The following is a 17,679-nucleotide window of genomic DNA, read 5'->3' on the forward strand; positions in this document are numbered from 1 at the left end:
AGTAAAAACCTACTTATGGGACAGCCCCTTACATTCTTTATTATACAATTATTCCCGCTCGAACAAGGCAGCACCAGCAATTCCTGGCTTCGTCATTTCATGTGCATCCAGAATCGTATCCAGCTCTTCCTCTGTCAATACGTTATACAACAGACATAGCTCCCGAACTGACTTGCCGTTCTCCGTTGCTTCCCGTGCAATACGGGCTGACACTTCATAACCAAGGTGCGGGCTGAGTGCTGTAATAATCCCTACACTGTTCTCCACATAATCACGGCAGCGTTCCTCATTCGCCTCAATTCCTTCTAAGCAATGGGTACGGAATACAGTGAACACATTTTGCATCATGCTCAGCGATTGCAGCAGGTTGAATACAAGTACTGGCTCCATGACGTTCAATTCAAGCTGACCCGCTTCCGAGGCAAGACAGATCGTATGATCGTTGCCAATCACTTGGAAAGCTACTTGATTGACAATTTCGCACATAACCGGATTCACCTTGCCCGGCATGATGGATGAACCTGGCTGGCGTGCCGGCAATCGAATTTCACCAAAGCCAGCTCGTGGACCTGATGCAAGCAAACGCAGGTCATTGGCCATCTTCGACATATTCATCATACATACCTTGAGCGCAGCAGATACTTCAGTATACGCATCCGTATTCTGCGTTGCATCAACAAGATGCTCCGCATGCACGAGCGGCAATTGACTAATCTCAGCAAGCAGTTCAACGACACGCTGAATGTATCGCGGATCTGCATTCAAGCCAGTTCCCACAGCCGTTGCGCCCATATTCACTTCATATAAATGCTGCTTCGATTGCTCAATACGGTGCATATCTCTCGCGAGAACACGACTGTATGCTTCGAAGGACTGTCCCAAGCGAATCGGAACCGCATCCTGAAGATGTGTGCGCCCCATTTTAATGACATGATCGAATTGCTTGGCCTTGCTGCAAAATGCGCTGTGAAGCTCCTTCATAACAATGAGCAGCTTATCTACGAGCGTTAAGACAGAAATATGAATTGCAGTAGGAAATGCATCGTTCGTCGATTGCGAACGGTTGACATGATTGTTCGGGCTTAGGCTTGCATAGTCGCCCTTCGCTTTGCCAAGCAATTCAAGCGCTCGGTTCGCAATAACTTCGTTCGCATTCATATTCATCGACGTGCCTGCCCCGCCTTGAATCGGGTCAACGATGAATTGATCATGCCATTGACCGCCAATAATCTCATCAGCGGCTTGTACGATCGCATTGCAAGTGTCTGTTTGAAGCTGCTTCACCTCCATATTGGCAAGGGCGGCAGCCTTCTTGACGATAGCCAAGCCACGAATCAATTCCTTGTTCATCCGCGTGCCCGAAATTGGAAAGTTCTCTACGGCGCGTAGTGTTTGAATACCGTAGTAGGCTTCGGCTGGTACTTCTTTTTCCCCTAAAAAGTCTTTTTCGATACGAGTCGGGTTCATAATCATTGGATTCCCTTTCCTTCTCTCATGAGTAGTAGGTTCATGTATAAGACAGAAAAAGCAACGCTCGCTTTGATTGTAATACTGTTTCCATAAATGTTCAATTTATCATTTGAAAAATCATTATATTTCATTTTTTAATGAATCGAATTATAATAGATTAGCAAACGTATGTTTGCCTTGATGAACGACGTGTGCACGTATAGAAAGGAGATTGTATGAAAGGTTCAACACACCTTAGTATCGGTGTGGCTATCGGAGCCGCAGCTGCGGCGCATTACCCGTTCTCCATTCAGAATGCGTCCATCTACCTCGCAGTTGCTGCGTTATCTGCGCTGAGCGCGGATCTTGATGGCCCAAGCATACTAAGCAGACGAATTGGCAAGGCTGCCAAACGGGTACATACACTATTGATGTGGCTTGGCGTATGCTGTGCTGCAGGTGCCATCTATCAATATGGAGCGAATGGTTCGTTAAGCCAAGAGGCCATCGTTCTTACAATTGTAGTGCTTCTGCTCGGATTTGTAGCGAAGGAAGGGTTAATTCGCAACATCATCGTCAGCTGTGTCGGTGGGAGCATGCTCATAGGCGGCATCCTGCTTGGCTGGAGCTGGCTCATCGGCCTGGGCGTATTCGTTGCCTGGGTGCCATGGCTGAATCATCGGGGATTATCCCACACCATCTGGGCTGCTCTTTTATGGGGAGCTATTGGCTGGGGATTAGAACAACACTTGGAGCTCGAAGGAATTGCGCTCGTATCCTTACTTGGCTACGGTTCCCATCTCATTGCAGATACCTTAACCCCTCGTGGTGTGAAGTGGTTTTATCCACTATATAAGCGGTCGATTAAGCTGCGTCTGTAATGGCGCTGTCTCTTAGACGGTCAACCCGTTCCGTATCATGACAATGATGTGATGTCCCATGCAACTATCCATAGCCTTCATCATTAACTAGGCGAGGAGCCTCTAAGCGGTTGTACAATAGTACTTATCGCGATAGAGGCTCCTTTTATCATGATTTTAGTAATGCGATATGATTTTGTTGTCGGTACTTCGTTGGACTCGTCTCCATTCGATTCTGGAATACCCGATTGAAGGTCGGATATGAACGAAACCCTGCCTCAAATCCTATTTCCGTTATCTTCATATCCGTACTGATTAACAAGTTGCATGCATGTGCCACTCGTATCCGCTCTAAGAAGGAGTAGTAGTTCTCTCCGACCATTTGCTTGAAGGCCGTGCTAATATAGGACGAGCTGTAATTATACTTTTGCGCTAAGGACTCAAGCGTAATCTCTTCTTTGAAATTTTGGTATACATAGTAGACAACCTCCCACATTCCCCTTCGCAAATGATCCTCGCCAGTATGGGCACCCTCATGAAGGTGGGAGATACGATATCGGTCGAACCACACGAATAGCTCGGTAAGTTTCGCAAGATAGATCATCCGGCTCCAAGGCTTATGCTCCTGCATTTCCTCAAACATGTCTTGAAGCAGCAGATGAATGCGCTCAGCGGTGCTTGGATCCAGATGGTATGTCGTATTGCTGTCGCCCTCTGCGCCTTTGAGCAAGCTGTGAAGCGCAAGCAGAGATTCTCCAGCCCCAAAGAAGGCCTTAAGTCCGATTGCCCCAACATACAGCTTCAGTTCCTCTCCTTCCCGTATATCCAACTCATGAACCTGATGCGGGAATACAAGGGTGAAGGTTCCTGGAGTGAGCTCCTTCTCTACCCCATTGATCAACTCCTTGCCTGAACCCTCTATAACGTATGTAAACTCAATAAAATGATGCACATGAGCGGGAACCGGTGCTTCAAGATGATGGATCTTCAGTGTGAACGGAAAGTCTCCATATATCTCCTCATCCCCCTGTAAATTGTATGGATACATCCGCTCACCTCCTCTTATCTTTCGATTGTTTGCTAAGATTATTGTATCATAAAAGTTGAGAGTTTTTTTAAATTAATGATAGGAGATAAATAAAATTATGTCATATAATACATTGTGTAAGTCATATTTGATATAACATTTAATATGTTGTGTGATGGGAGTATTCATTGCTCCTCCTGCGCAACTGTCTACAAAGGAGCGAACACCGATGAGCTTGCTATCTCACGTAAACCCACTTCAAGGTACGGATTCGATATATCCTTATTCCAACGGGAACACATTGCCGCTTATTTCCATGCCATTTGCTATGAATGCATGGAGTCCACAGACGACTGAAGCCGGTGGCGGCTGGTTCTTCAACCCGAATCACAATCGATTTGAAGGCATTCGTCTTACCCACCAGCCGAGCCCTTGGATTGGAGATTACGGACATATGACATTTATGCCGCAATCCGGACCATTGAAAGCTTGGGCACCTGAGCGTTCTTCCTCTTTCCGCAGACAGGACATGATCGTGCGTCCTGACTATTTCAAGGTTCGGATGCTGCGCTATCAGGCTACATTGGAATTGACGCCAACGACGCGCTGCGCAAGCGTGCGTCTGACCTTTGACCGTCCTGAGCAGTCTCGTCTAATCCTGTCTCCATTCCCTGGTGAATCTTCGATGAAGATTGATCCGAAGAACGGTACACTGACAGGCTACACGACGGCTAAGGCTGGAGGAACCCCTGACAATTATCGCATGTACTTCGTTGTGAAGTTCGACTGCGCAATCGATGCAGATGCAAGCGGATTGACGAACCATGAATCCAAGCCGGTTGTTGGCTTGTCTGGTACAGATGAGCGCCTCGGTGCATATGTAGGACTGCACGTGCCAGCCAACCGTGTTGTTCACGTTCAGGTAAGTACTTCATTCATCAGTGAAGAGCAGGCCTTCATCAACCTCAATCGCGAAATCGGCGAGCGCAGCTTCGATGAAGTACAGAAGCTGGCTGCAGATGTATGGGAGAAGCAGCTAGGCGTCATTCAGGTCGAGAGTGATGACAAGGACAAGCTGGATACGTTCTATACTTGTCTGTATCGGACTTCCCTGTTCCCACATCAAATCCATGAATTTGATGCGAATGATAAGCAAATCCACTTCAGCCCGTACAATGGGAAGATTGAAGATGGCCCTCTCTTCGCAGATATTGGATTCTGGGATACGTACCGTACTTCGTTCCCGCTGTACAACCTGCTCTATCCGTCCTTCATGAATGAAATGATGCAGGGCTGGGTGAATGCTTATAAGGAAGGCGGATGGATGCCGAAATGGGCTTCCCCAGGTGAGCGCAGCATGATGCCTGGTACGTTGATCGACGTCAGCTTCGCAGATTCCGTAGCCAAAGGCGTTACTGGTTTTGATGTTGCCACTGCCTTCGAAGGTTTGTTGAAGCATGCGATGACTGTAGCGGATGATCATCGTGTAGGACGCAAAGGAATGCAGGAGTACTTGAAGCATGGCTTCTTGCCTGCTGACATCCATACCCATGAGAGTGTCTGCAATACACTGGATTATGTGTACGGTGACTTCTGTATTGCACAAATTGCGAAGCATCTGGGACGCGATGCGGAATATGCGCAATTGATGGAACGTGCCCGCAACTACAAGCACCTGTATGATCCAACAATCGGTTTCATGCGCGGTAAACTCGAAGACGGAAGCTGGCTGGAGCCGTTCGACGCTACAGAATGGGGTGGCCCTTATACGGAAGGTGGAGCATGGCAGAGCAGCTGGGCTGTGCAGCATGACCTTCTTGGATTGGCAGACCTGATTGGCGGACGCGAGAAGTTGAAGGAGCGACTGGATGCCTTGTTCGCAGCAGATCCAGAATTCAAGGTAGGGTCCTATGGCTTCGAAATTCATGAAATGTCGGAAATGGCTGCGATTGACTTCGGTCAGTTCGCGATCAGCAATCAGCCAAGCTTCCATATTCCATATGTGTATACCGCGTTAGGCTACCCATCCTTGACTCAATATTGGGTGCGCAAGACGATGGACGAACTGTTCAGTGCTCAGCCTGACGGCTTGCCTGGCGATGAGGATAACGGCAGCTTGACAGCTTGGTATGTATTCGGTGCAATGGGCATCTTCCCTCTTACACCAGGGGTACCGCAATACGTACTAGGGACACCAATGTTCAAGAAGATGACTGTCAACCTGGACAACGGCAAACAGATTGTCATTGAGGCGCCGAACAACTCTTCGGAGACGAAATATGTAGCAGGTGTACAAGTAAATGGCGAGCACGTATCCAACCTGTATATTAATCACGAGCAGTTGAAGAATGGGGCTTCGTTGTCCTTCACGATGTCAGAAGAACCACAACAGCAGCAATATGAGGATGCGACCCTTCCATATGCAATGTCAAGAGCATAAGGATGCCACATCGTCTCGAACTTGATTAAGCTCATTGCGTAGATATTAACGAACAAGAATGAAACAAGACTAGGGGTGCTCCGGTCAACATCCGACCTGGAACACCCCTATTTCTCTACAATGCGCTCTGCAGCCTGAAGGGCCGTCAGTCTCTCCATCGCCAACTGCACTGCCATCACATCATCAATATATCCAATTGGGAACAGATAATCTGGAATAATGTCTGCCGATAAAATGAAATACAGCAGTGCGCTTCCTAATACGGCACGTTCTTCTACTGTTCCTTGTTCGCTGCAATATTGGGTGTACGTATCATTCAATTGATCGATAAATGGTCCCCAACCGCTTACTTCCTTCACCTTGGCATGGAAATTGTCGCGAATCATTCGATCTCCTTCATTGGTTTGCGCGTATTGCTCGTATTTATCCAGTTCTAGACGTACATGCTCCTTCGTGAATGGATAATCAAGCAGCTGTATGGACTTGAGTATGAATTGAAGGCTATCCTCCTGTAATTCATCTCCAATCGGTACCACTGGTACCGTGCTCAATTTGCCGAACTCGACGCCAACCGCCTCCATGAGCTGTTCAACGGGAATTGATAAATGCTTGGAAAATGAAGTTAGATGGTGTATCTTAGCGGGTTGCTTGCCGTTAATAATTCGAGAAATCGTAGCGGTATCCATTCCAGTCCGCTCCCCCAATTTGCGCATGGAGAGCGAATGCTCCTTCATCGATTTTTTCAACATGTCACCGAGTGGGTTGTTCTGTCCGATGGTTATCCCCCCTTGTCGCAGGCACATTCTACTGCCCATTCTCGCTCTCATTATGACATGTATATGCATAAGTTCGCCTAGCCTACCCCATAAATTTGACATCAACGTATGACCAAGTTTGAACGAGGAAGGCCACAGATGTAGACAGATAAGCATTCATTGCAATACCTCAACACATCTCCCATCAGCATGCGGTTGATTCCTATCACAGGCCAATCAGCTTCTGTTGATTTTTTTTCAACATTTCGGCGATTCCGGTTCACAACTCTCAACATCGTGACATATGATACCTCAACAGTGCTGCAAGCGGCACCGGATTATACCCACAATAAGGAGTTGAACAGCTATGTATTACTGCCTGCAATGTTCCAAAGTCCATCAAGAGGATGGCACATCGGTAGTATTTCGGAATGTGTTCTATGTAGATGAGATGAGCAAACGCAAATTCCAGCTTGGAGATTGTCATTCGAACCCCCCCCTGCCCTATTCAGCAGGAAGTGAGCATCAGCTAGTGTTCGTGCCTCCGAGGGAAACTGTGCTGCAGATGCTTCACGATTGACAGGACGGCAAATGACATTCGATAAACAACCATTTATAACTTCGAATCAAGGGAATTAACCAAGGGAGAGATTCATCATGCAATGGATTATGATTTTAGGATTAGCAGTCGCTTCGAGTATAGATAATTTAGGGGTGGGAATATCGTACGGAATACGGAAAATACGAATTCGAGTGCTTTCGAATCTATTCATTTCGCTCATCTGCTTCATTTTCAGTATGGCCGGTCTCATGTTCGGTCAATGGATATCGCAGGTTCTTCCTGGTATACTGCCTACCTTGCTTGCCGCATTCATCCTGCTTATTGTCGGCATCCGCATTGTTCTACTGACCTCTCACCATGGAAACTCGACGGAGACCACAGCAGTAGAAGCAAGCAATGAAGCTAATTCAAACTCTTCACTAGAACGAATGCTGCAGAGACCAGAGGAAGCGGATAAGGATAAATCGGGGACGATTAACTTATGGGAAGCAGCTGTGCTTGGCGTTGCACTGTCTGCCAATGCGCTTACAAATGGCCTAAGTGCTGGACTTATCGGATTATCACCGCTCGCCATATCCCTAACCGCAGCGATCGGCAGTTTTGTCACATTGTGGCTGGGTGCCGTGCTTGGGCAGAAGATGGCCAACATTCGCATAGGACGCTATACAGTAGGACAATTCAGCACGGTGCTAAGCGGAGCTATCATCATTCTTGTCGCTATCAATTCTTTCTTCTAACCTAACTAACATAAGAGACCCTGTCTGCTATGCGTTCAAGGCATAGCAGACAGGGTCTCTTATCATTTATGGAAGACGATTGACAGCAACTTCATTAAGAATCATTGCACTGCCACCGCCGATTAATTTTGTCTTGATACCATATACAACGCAATCCAGATGAGAACGAAGCCTGAAATTTGCGCTGCAGTGACCGCCTGATGGAACACGAACCAGTTCATCATCATCCCTACCAATGGGAATGACAACTCAGCTAGAGTCGCATAAGAGGCCTTAGTAGTGGATAGACCGCGATAATACAGCAAGAGACTAACCAATCCTGGAAGAAGGGCCTGCAAGAAGATGTAGAACGACAGCGTTCCCCATTCTGATGCGGCGAAATTCCAGCTTGGCGACTCCCATGATGTCAGCACAATGAGCAGAGGGAGTGCCATCACAAATCGCAGCGATGTGACCGTCTCATATTCCATTTTGTCGAGAAGCAACCGTCCCATAACTGTGGAACCGCCCCATAGGAATGCTGCTCCAAGTGCCAATAGACTGCTGAAGCCAATGACTTCATTGTAATGCCCAATTGGCAATGACCATCCAAAAGTCAATAAATACGTACCGATAATAGCAAGAATAAGCAGCAGTGAGAAGCGACGCGGAAGTGTCTCCTTCAACAACAGCCGCGCTAAAATGATAGCAAAGACTGGTTGAAGCTTCTGCAATAGCAGTACTCCATTCGCATCACCATGTGCAAATGCTTCTGTAAACATAATGGTGGCTATTACTGAGCCGCCCCATGACAGGAACAGCAATGCCAGTACATGCTTCCATGTGCAGTTGCGCAGCTCTTTCCGGTGCATCCATAATACCGGTATCGCGTACAAGGCGAGCATCAGATGCTCAATCAATACAATTTGGGTGGAAGTCATAGACTCCATGACCCATACCCGGAACAGTGGGCCAATCCCCCACAGTGCCGCTCCCATCGCGACGAACCATACTCCTCTTGCGGAGCCGCTCATGCGTGTGTCGGCCTGGATACGATGTTCCATATTCAATAACCTCCAAGGTTGTTGAATATAGGATCTAGACATGCAGAAGAGAAAAATTCGCATTAGACCTGTTGTTGTATGCAGTTGTACCAAACAACGTGTGCGAGATCTTCTTCCATCCGGACTATACCGTCGGCCTTGGCTTCTCACCAAGTCAGTCGCTGTTCATCCGTTCTATGCTTACATGTTACAAGTAACCGAGTAAGCGAACAGCGAGTCGCGGGCTCGGGCGCAGCTGCACCCATACCGCCGGTCAGGAATTTCACCCTGCCCTGAAGATCCATATTCAATCCACATAGTAGCATGTTGTTATGTCCTTGACATGCCCTGACTTCATTATATCTAGATTTTCAGATTGAGCAATATGACATTTCGCATTTTCATGAAAGTTTTCACCATTTGCATATATTACCACTCCCAAGTTTTCAACCAAACCTTCTTCACTCAATCATTGCATCTCTGTCTATTTCATCTACAATAGATCATATATAGCTGCACAATCATATATTGAGGAGGATTGTTCATGTCAATTGTTCGTTTGAACAAGAAACAGTTTTCTGAAGCCATATCGCTATCCGAGTATGCTTTCCAGTACAGCGTTGATTCCGGAGACTATGATGAATATTTGCATAAGATGGGGAAACATGAGATTTTTGGTGTATACGATGAAGGCAAGCTCGCTGCGAAGCTTCATATCCTTCCTTTTCACATCTATATTGGTCAGAATAAGCTGAAAATGGGGGGAATCGGTGGGGTTGCCACCTATCCTGAATTTCGACGCAAAGGATATGCCAAGCAATTGCTGCACCACTCACTACGTGTGATGCAGGCCGCGGGAACTTCTATATCCATGCTCTATCCTTTCTCCATCCCCTTCTATCGCAAAGCAGGCTGGGAAGTCTTCAGTGACCGCATGACCTGCCAATTTACCCGTCATGATCTTATTCCATTTAACCCTGAACCGACAGGCGTTGTTCGCCGCTATACCAAGGATACGCATTCTATAGATATTGAAACGGTATATGACGCATGGTCATCGCAGCATTCAGGTATGATCGTTCGCGATCACGAATGGTGGCTTGATCACTATCATAATCGCGCCGCGGCGGTGTATTATGACGAGCATTCGCATCCTCAAGGGTATATGTTGTATGAGATAAAAAACAATGCTATGCATGTACATGAATTCATGTGCGTTACAAGGGATTCTAGACAGGGGCTATGGAATTATATTTGTCAGCATGATTCTATGCTAGAGCAAGTAAATATGCGTCTTTGTGAGAATGAGCGCCTGTTTTTTGCCTTGAACCTTCCACGAATTGTGCGTACCATACAACCATTTGTCATGGCACGAATTGTAGATATCACTTTATTTCTACAGCAATATACGTTTGCACCTGTACCTGTACACCTTCCCCTCTCTATATACATAAGTGACGACCAGGCTCCGTGGAACAATGTTGTCATTCATTTTGACAACGGGCAAGCTGCTATTCACTCTCAAGATAGGAATCAGGTTCTTACCGCTGTCAACACGACCAACACCCTGTCCATGAACATTAGAGCACTCACAACCATGCTGCTAGGTTATCAGCGACCATGCGAATTGTTCGATAACGGATTTATTGCGGGTTCCATCAACAGTATTGAAATTCTAGAGCAGTTCGTTCCCCGACTTCATCCGTATATATCCGACGCTTTCTAAGCTAAGCGAAGTAAGTATGAACATCCATCTCCAATTGGCATGACGGTACGATCAGTTGCAGCGTCTCTCCCTCTCAATTGAGCAATAGGATTGTGAATCACAATTCATCTTCGTTATAATAAGCTGTATGAATCTTTGTAAGGGAGTTTTTGCAATGACGCGTAGTGAAGTAGAACAACAAATTATCGACAATTATGAACGTGATGAGCAAATGATGATTCTTATCTTTGCACAATGGTGTGTGAACCATGATCTTGATCCAGCCGAGCTCTATCATCGCGCATACCCGAAGCAGGGCGACAACTATCGATTGCAGCAGGCAATTGATCTTACGGTTCCGAAGGAGGAGGCCGGACCGATTCCTGACGACACTCTGTTCGCCGTGCTGTCTATGTACAACAACGAAGATCTTGCCTTCGTCGTGTCGGAAGAGTTGGAGAAGATGAAGCAGGCTCACAACAAATAAGGATTGCTCGTATTCGCATTAGGAATGCATGGGTATCAGTGCGTATAAGTTTACTGCAAATATGGAATAGTAAGCCATGATTGACCGATTCTAACCTACATCAAGGAGTATATTTGCATATGAAACGCATTCTGATTGCCACTGCTCTCCTCTGCTTGCTTGCCGCAAGCATTCAGCCAGCCGCATACGCCGGACAGGGTCCCGCATTTCACTTTGGATTCAAGAAGAGTGTAAACGGCAAGCTTCCTTCGATTGACGAGGAAGGCTTCAAACCGACGATTGAGAAGCACGGAGCTATTTTTCTCGGTGATACAAACAAAAAAATGATTTACTTAACCTTCGATAATGGATATGAAAATGGATACACAGCTCAAATTCTGGATACGTTGAAGGCGAAGAAGGTTCCAGCCATCTTTTTCGTTACTGGACATTATGTAAATACACAGCCAGATCTGTTGAAGCGAATGATTAATGAGGGACATCTGATCGGCAATCACTCGTGGAGTCATCCAGATATGACTACCATATCGGATGAACAGATTCGAACCGAGCTGGATAAGGTCAAACAGGCTGTATCAGCTGTCACGGGCAAGCAGGATATGCCTTTTCTGCGACCACCACGTGGTATCTTTAATGACCGGACTCTGGCCATCACGAAGAATATGGGGTACACGAATGTATTCTGGTCCGTGGCTTACTTGGATTGGGATGTTAATGCCCAACGGGGAACGAGCTATGCATATGATAAGGTTGTAAAGCAACTTCATCCTGGTGCGGTCATTCTGCTACACTCCATATCGAAGGATAATGCCGGGGCTCTAGGTGCCATTATTGATGGCGCACGTCAACAAGGATATGAATTTGCAAGCCTCGATCAACTCAACGTGCAGAAATCCAAATAGAAGTTATCTTCACTTGCTCATCACAAGCTGATGATGTGCTATTCAGGGCTGGGGACGGTTATTCGTCCACAGCCTTTTTAAGTTGATAATCATGATTTTTATTTCAAGATGGGAGCAGTTGGTGTATACTAGCACATTGTGATTACCATTTCATTCATATACCGAGGTGTCTTCTGCTCATGTCTTCAAGAAAACCATCGCAACTGTATGCCCTGCTCATCGTAGGTATGATCGCAATCTCTTTCTCTGCCATTTTTGTGAAATGGTCAACTGCCCCCGCCGCTGTCATTGGCATGTATCGTCTCTTGATAACGAATATCGTGCTTCTGCCCTGGGCGTGGACATATCGATCCGAATGGAACTCTGTTCAGCGCAATGATTGGTTGCGGCTGTGCCTGTCAGGCTTCTTCCTCGGTTTGCACTTTCTCCTCTGGATGGAGTCGCTGCGCTATACGACGGTAGCCAGCTCGACCGTTCTGCTTGCCTTGGAACCTATTCTTGTGATGGCCGGTTCATTCTGGATTTTCAAACAACGATCGACGAGCAATTCATTAATCGGTATCGGGATTGCTCTATGCGGCATGCTGCTCATTGGCTGGGGTGATATGGCCATTTCCGGGAAAGCGTTATATGGAGATATTTTATCTATCCTGGGTACGATTTCGGTCGTCATACACATGCTGCTAGGTCAGGATTTGCGACAGCGCGTCTCGTCTTATGTATATAACTTTACCGTTTTTCTCGTAGCTGGTCTGGCGTTGGCTGTTTACAACCTTTCCGCAGGCTACTCCTTTATTCGATATGAAGCTAGAGAATGGCTCTTATTCGCATTAATGGCTGTCATCCCAACCGTGCTTGGACATATGCTGTTCAACTGGTTGTTGAAGTACATCAGTGCCACATCGATTTCGATGAGTGTGCTCGGCGAGCCTGTAGGTGCTACCGTTCTCGCGTGGCTTCTATTGGGAGAATCATTAACGACTACCCAATTTATTGCCTGTGTGCTTCTCATTGCTGGGGTATGGATATTCCTCATGAGTGAACGACGGGAGAACCACTCCACTCCGGCCGCAGCAATGGACGCGAACACGACTCGTTCGGTATCCTAATCAACTACATTCCATTCAATCGTATCATTCAACCGTTTACGACAAAAAGCCGATACTCGCAGATGCGAATATCGGCTTCTTCTATCCTTACTGCCCTATCTGAACGCTGGAGAGAAATTACTTCTTGACGTAGTACACCGGCTTCACACATACCGGCTTGGACACATCAACGGAATGTCCAGTAGAGGTAATCATACCTGTCGACTTATCTACACGGAATACGACAATATTGTTCGAGTCCCGATTAGCAGCCAGCAAATACGCTCCTCCAGGTGTCAATGCAAAATGACGGGGATGACCTCCCTCAGTTGAAACAAATTGTACAGTCGTCAACTTGCCAGTGTCAGGCTGTACTTCGTATACAACGATACTGTCGTGTCCACGATTGGATCCATACAAGTACTTTCCATCTTCTGAAATGGCGATCTCTGCACAGTAGCTCTCGCCATCGAAGTCCACAGGAAGTGTCGATACCGTCTCAATCGCATGGAGCTCACCATTGCTCGCGTCGTACGAGAACACACTCACCGTTGAATTCAATTCATTGATGACGTAGACGAATTGACCATTCGGGTGGAATGTCAAATGACGCGGCCCAGATCCTGCTGGAACCTCATATTCACCGTGCGGAACAAGCACGTGGCGCTCCTTATCTATGGAATAGCACTTCACCCGGTCAATCCCCAAGTCAGACACGTAGATATACTTCTCATCTGGACTGAAAAATGCAGAATGCGGATGCGGCTGGTTCTGATTCGGATGCGGGCCATGGCCGTGATGCTGCTGTACATCAAGCTGGCTTCCTACTTGTCCATCTTCTAGGAGCTCTACCAATCCAATGCGGCCGCCATGATAGCTGGCAACAATCAGGTAACGGCTCTGAGAGTCTCGTTGAATATGGCATGTCGGAGCATCAAGTGAGAAGGCGCGGTTCAATTGCGTCAGCTTGCCTGAAGCTGTATCTATTGCGAAGCTAACTACCTCCGCCGTCTTCGAACCATCTTCAATGACACATTCTCCAATGGAATAGAGCTTCTGCTGATCAACATCGACATTGATGAACGTTGGATTTTTCAACCCTGCTGCTTCATCCAGCTTCGTCAATTGACCAGTATTCTCATCCATCGAGTATACATAAAGTCCAGAAGAATCTGCTTCAGCATACGATCCAACAAACACTAACATACGTTGTTCCATGTATGTAACTCCCTTCGGTGTTGTCCTTATGTAATATAGGAACTGATATTGTGTCTCTACTTTACACTTGGTACAGCGGAATATCAACATCCGAGGCTCAATCAACACAATCAAATAAAGAGAGGGCCACCAATTGGCGCTCTCCTCTTTTACGTTGCTTATATGTGCTCAGGGATAATGCCTGCTGGGATTTTCCCATCTGGCCCTAAGTAATATCGATGTGTTGGTGTCAGCTTCTCATCAAGCTCGTACACAAGCGGTGTCCCTGTTGGTATGTTCAAATCTGCAATGCCGTCGGCAGGGATGTTGTCCAAATACTTCACAAGCGCCCGCAGTGTATTGCCATGAGCAGCAATGATGACCCGCTCCCCTGCTTGAATTGCCGGAGCAATGGTCTCATGCCAATAAGCAAGCACTCGCTTCTCCGTATCTTCCAAGTTCTCTGTTAGCGGGAATTGACCCGGCTGCAAGGAAGCATATTTCCGATCTGCTGCTTCATAGCGTGAATCGGTCGGCTCCAATGCAGGTGGACGTACATCCACTGACCGCCGCCACAGATGAACCTGCTCTTCCCCATACTTCTCTGCTGTCTCTGCCTTATTCAATCCTTGCAGTGCCCCATAGTGACGTTCATTCAGCTTCCATGTATGGTGGATAGGAATCCACATCTGATCCATCTCATGCAGTGCGATCCATAGGGTTCGTATGGCCCGCTTCAGCACAGAAGTATACGCAGTGTCAAAGACGAATCCATGCTGGCGCAATATCTCACCCGCCTGTCTCGCTTCAACGAGACCTTGTTCAGACAGATCGACGTCCGTCCAACCTGTAAATCTATTTTCCAAATTCCATACGCTTTGTCCATGTCGAATCAGTACAAGTTTAGCCATTTGTTGCCCCTTTCTGTGAGCGAGCCACGTTCATGCTATGTTAGATAATCATATTTGATCATGTCCTTCTATTCTTTTTTTAACCAAAATGAAAGGGTATGAAACAATAATGAAAACCAATGTAATCCATATAGATTTATCCCCTACTCCTGGCTACCGCTCGGCCACAGAGTCGATTACGTCTAACAGCTGATCGATCGCATCGTCTTGACGATAATGCTTCATCTTCTCCCGCATCACTTCTTTATTGGCATAAGCGCTATGAATGGCGTCCATAAATGCGGTTCCTTCCATTTCTTCTTCAAGCAGTACATGGCAATAACCGGCGGATTGAAAAGAGCTGGCATTCTGTATTTGATCTCCTCTGCTCGCCTTCATAGATAATGGGATCAACAGCATAGGAATCTGCAGCTTTAAATACTCAAATATTGCATTGGAACCTGCTCTTGAAATGACCAATTCAGCAGCTGCAAGCGCATCGCCAAGCTCTTCCTTCATATATTCGTATTGTCGATAGCCGCGATACGTAATGGAAGAATCGATATTCCCTTTTCCACATATATGTATAATCTGATATTGTTCCAGTAACTTCGGCAGGCTGCTCCGAATTCGCTCATTCAATCGTTTAGAGCCTTGACTTCCGCCCATGAAGAGGAGTACTGGCTTCGTACGCGTAAAGCCGCATGCATTCAACCCTCTGGATCTACTGCCCAGCAGCAGCTCAGAACGAACAACTGCTCCCACATAGATAGACTTTCGCTGCTTCACATGTTCTATCGTCTCCGGAAACGTAACACATACCTTCGTGGCAAAGGGCAAGGCCATCTGATTCGCCAATCCCGGAGTAAGGTCTGATTCATGAATGATAACCGGTACACGATTCAGCCAAGCACCAATAACAACGGGGACAGATACAAATCCCCCCTTAGAGAAGACCACCTCAGGCCGATATGTACGGATATATTGATACGCCTGCCATGTCCCCTTCAATACACGGAATGGATCCTTCACATTGTTCCAGTCCCAATATCGGCGCAGCTTGCCCGTTGCAATCTTGCAGTATTCTACCCCATCTAAGCCAGCAATCAGTTCTGCCTCGATTCCATGTCGGGAACCAATGTATCGTACTTCCCATCCTCTGTTGATAAACTTAGGGATGAGAGCAAGGTTCACAGCCACATGTCCTGTCGTTCCTCCACCAGTAAAAAGGATGCGTCTTGTCACATTCAGGCACCTCGCCTTCTATCTGTAAATGGACCGATCCGCACAACGCGTATCTCTAAGAACTCACCTGTTCATAAAAATTGATTCGGTTGCCAAATGGATCAGTGACACACACTTCATGTTCATCCGGATCAAGTCCAGGTTTCGCGTATTTATATTGCTTGCCGCACATCTCAGCGTGCAGCTGCCGTATATGGCTAACTTCAATTCGTACTGCCGAGCCAGGACAGCAATCCCCATGATGCTCTGATAAATGAAGTATGCAATTGCCGCGGGTAACCTGCATGTACAATGGGAAATTATCTCCGTAACGATGCTCCCACTCCATACGGAACCCTAAGAAATCTACGTAAAATTCACGTGCTTTATGCTCATCGAATATTCGCAATATCGGTATAGCTGGTCGAAACGAAATATCCTCCATGAAAACTCCCCCTATTCGACTCAAGATATCACAATGATTTACTATCGAAATGATACCACAATTTGGTTGCACACTCACAATGTTCCCGCTTCGTTCTTTGCGAACCCATTCCCCTTCGTCTTCTTGACTGACTCTTGACTGCTACCTCCTTCAACAAAAACAGCACAAGAGCAGTAGCTCCTGTGCCGTTATCATTACGTTTCACGAATAAATAAGCCTATTAATTGCGATTGTTCCATGCGCATTCATTTCTAATGGGATTTCAATACATGATCAAGCTGACCACAGCGTGCACTCTACCTCATCAGGATCACTTTAGCAGTGATTTAACATCCTCAACAATCTTATCCGCTGGCGGCTCTAATCCATTGTAGCGAGTGAACACGGTTCCCTCTTGATCAACGAGGAAGACTGAGGTTGTATGAACCACTTGATCATCGCCTTCCACCTTCTGCACTTGTGATTTGAACATCTCAAGACTGTATTTTTCAATCGCCGCCTGACTGTAACCCGTGACAAAGCGCCAATGAGTTGTATCAGCCTTATATTTACCAAGGAACTCCTTAATCTTTGCCGGCGTATCAATAGAAGGGTCGACACTGAATGATAGTATATGTACGTCTTCAATTCCCTTTTCTTTTAGCTTCTGTTGAATTTCTGTCAGGTTGAAGGTCATAGGTGGACATACCGTAGTGCAGCTTGTAAACGCAAAGTTAACGAGCCATATCTTCCCTTTCATTTGCTCGGTACGAAAAGGCTGTCCGTCTTGATCAACCGCCTCAAATGCAGTAACCTTCCAGTCGTAATCATTCGGCTTCGGCTTGCCGCCACAAGCGACTAGAACGATCATAATTATAGTGATTACACTACTTACAAGTATCTTCTTCAT

General features: G+C 46.6%; 17 protein-coding genes and 1 riboswitch. Of the genes, 8 read left to right on the plus strand and 9 right to left on the minus strand.

Annotation, left to right across the window (positions count from 1 at the left end; genetic code table 11):
- Positions 1–48: 48 nt before the first annotated feature.
- A complete protein-coding gene (gene aspA / locus BBG47_RS07235) occupies positions 49–1,467 on the minus strand; it encodes an aspartate ammonia-lyase (protein WP_094183139.1) in 1,419 nt (472 codons plus the stop codon).
- Positions 1,468–1,685: 218 nt separating this feature from the next.
- Between aspA and BBG47_RS07240 the strand changes: the two genes are divergently transcribed.
- A complete protein-coding gene (locus BBG47_RS07240) occupies positions 1,686–2,330 on the plus strand; it encodes a metal-dependent hydrolase (protein WP_065291168.1) in 645 nt (214 codons plus the stop codon).
- A 148-nt stretch (positions 2,331–2,478) separates the two neighbouring features.
- On the opposite strand, the gene BBG47_RS07245 is transcribed toward BBG47_RS07240, so the two are convergent.
- A complete protein-coding gene (locus BBG47_RS07245; RefSeq protein WP_065291169.1) occupies positions 2,479–3,357 on the minus strand; it encodes an AraC family transcriptional regulator in 879 nt (292 codons plus the stop codon).
- A 208-nt stretch (positions 3,358–3,565) separates the two neighbouring features.
- On the opposite strand from BBG47_RS07245, the gene BBG47_RS07250 reads away from it, so the two are divergent.
- Entirely contained in the window at positions 3,566–5,776 is a 2,211-nt protein-coding gene (locus tag BBG47_RS07250) for a GH92 family glycosyl hydrolase (RefSeq protein WP_065291170.1), read from the plus strand.
- A 107-nt stretch (positions 5,777–5,883) separates the two neighbouring features.
- On the opposite strand, the gene BBG47_RS07255 is transcribed toward BBG47_RS07250, so the two are convergent.
- Positions 5,884–6,591, minus strand: a complete 708-nt coding sequence (locus tag BBG47_RS07255) for a DUF1232 domain-containing protein (protein WP_254659770.1) — start codon at positions 6,589–6,591, stop codon at positions 5,884–5,886.
- A gap of 307 nt (positions 6,592–6,898) precedes the next feature.
- Here BBG47_RS07255 and BBG47_RS31195 point away from each other — a divergent pair, with 307 nt between their 5' ends.
- Positions 6,899–7,111 carry a DUF3973 domain-containing protein gene (locus BBG47_RS31195; RefSeq protein WP_021253678.1) on the plus strand — a complete coding sequence of 71 codons (213 nt, stop codon included), beginning with the start codon at positions 6,899–6,901 and terminating at the stop codon, positions 7,109–7,111.
- A gap of 77 nt (positions 7,112–7,188) precedes the next feature.
- Entirely contained in the window at positions 7,189–7,830 is a 642-nt protein-coding gene (gene ytaF, locus BBG47_RS07265) for a sporulation membrane protein YtaF (protein WP_065291171.1), read from the plus strand.
- A 122-nt stretch (positions 7,831–7,952) separates the two neighbouring features.
- On the opposite strand, the gene BBG47_RS07270 is transcribed toward ytaF, so the two are convergent.
- Positions 7,953–8,873 (minus strand): DMT family transporter, encoded by a 921-nt coding sequence (locus tag BBG47_RS07270; RefSeq protein ID WP_065291172.1) that lies wholly within the window; start codon positions 8,871–8,873, stop codon positions 7,953–7,955.
- A gap of 103 nt (positions 8,874–8,976) precedes the next feature.
- Positions 8,977–9,157: riboswitch (FMN riboswitch) on the minus strand.
- Positions 9,158–9,396: 239 nt separating this feature from the next.
- On the opposite strand from BBG47_RS07270, the gene BBG47_RS07275 reads away from it, so the two are divergent.
- From BBG47_RS07275 to BBG47_RS07290, 4 genes are all read left to right on the plus strand, one after another.
- Positions 9,397–10,578, plus strand: a complete 1,182-nt coding sequence (locus BBG47_RS07275; protein ID WP_065291173.1) for a GNAT family N-acetyltransferase — start codon at positions 9,397–9,399, stop codon at positions 10,576–10,578.
- Positions 10,579–10,732: 154 nt separating this feature from the next.
- A complete protein-coding gene (locus BBG47_RS07280; protein WP_065291174.1) occupies positions 10,733–11,044 on the plus strand; it encodes a hypothetical protein in 312 nt (103 codons plus the stop codon).
- A 119-nt stretch (positions 11,045–11,163) separates the two neighbouring features.
- A complete protein-coding gene (gene pdaA, locus BBG47_RS07285; RefSeq protein ID WP_065291175.1) occupies positions 11,164–11,946 on the plus strand; it encodes a delta-lactam-biosynthetic de-N-acetylase in 783 nt (260 codons plus the stop codon).
- 179 nt (positions 11,947–12,125) lie between these two features.
- A complete protein-coding gene (locus tag BBG47_RS07290; protein ID WP_065291176.1) occupies positions 12,126–13,055 on the plus strand; it encodes a DMT family transporter in 930 nt (309 codons plus the stop codon).
- Positions 13,056–13,172: 117 nt separating this feature from the next.
- Here the strand turns inward: BBG47_RS07290 and BBG47_RS07295 are convergent, their stop codons facing one another.
- From BBG47_RS07295 to BBG47_RS07315, 5 genes are all read right to left on the minus strand, one after another.
- Positions 13,173–14,252, minus strand: coding sequence for a lactonase family protein (locus tag BBG47_RS07295; protein ID WP_065291177.1), 1,080 nt, complete (start codon positions 14,250–14,252; stop codon positions 13,173–13,175).
- Between the two features lie 158 nt (positions 14,253–14,410).
- Positions 14,411–15,142, minus strand: a complete 732-nt coding sequence (gene gpmA / locus BBG47_RS07300; protein WP_065291178.1) for a 2,3-diphosphoglycerate-dependent phosphoglycerate mutase — start codon at positions 15,140–15,142, stop codon at positions 14,411–14,413.
- Between the two features lie 153 nt (positions 15,143–15,295).
- Positions 15,296–16,366 (minus strand): undecaprenyldiphospho-muramoylpentapeptide beta-N-acetylglucosaminyltransferase, encoded by a 1,071-nt coding sequence (locus BBG47_RS07305; protein ID WP_065291179.1) that lies wholly within the window; start codon positions 16,364–16,366, stop codon positions 15,296–15,298.
- A 55-nt stretch (positions 16,367–16,421) separates the two neighbouring features.
- A complete protein-coding gene (locus tag BBG47_RS07310; protein WP_065291180.1) occupies positions 16,422–16,790 on the minus strand; it encodes a glyoxalase superfamily protein in 369 nt (122 codons plus the stop codon).
- Positions 16,791–17,100: 310 nt separating this feature from the next.
- Entirely contained in the window at positions 17,101–17,679 is a 579-nt protein-coding gene (locus BBG47_RS07315; protein WP_065291181.1) for an SCO family protein, read from the minus strand.

The sequence above is a fragment of the Paenibacillus sp. KS1 genome, from assembly GCF_001680695.1.
In the GTDB taxonomy this organism is placed as follows: Bacteria; Bacillota; Bacilli; order Paenibacillales; family Paenibacillaceae; genus Paenibacillus_B; species Paenibacillus_B suaedae.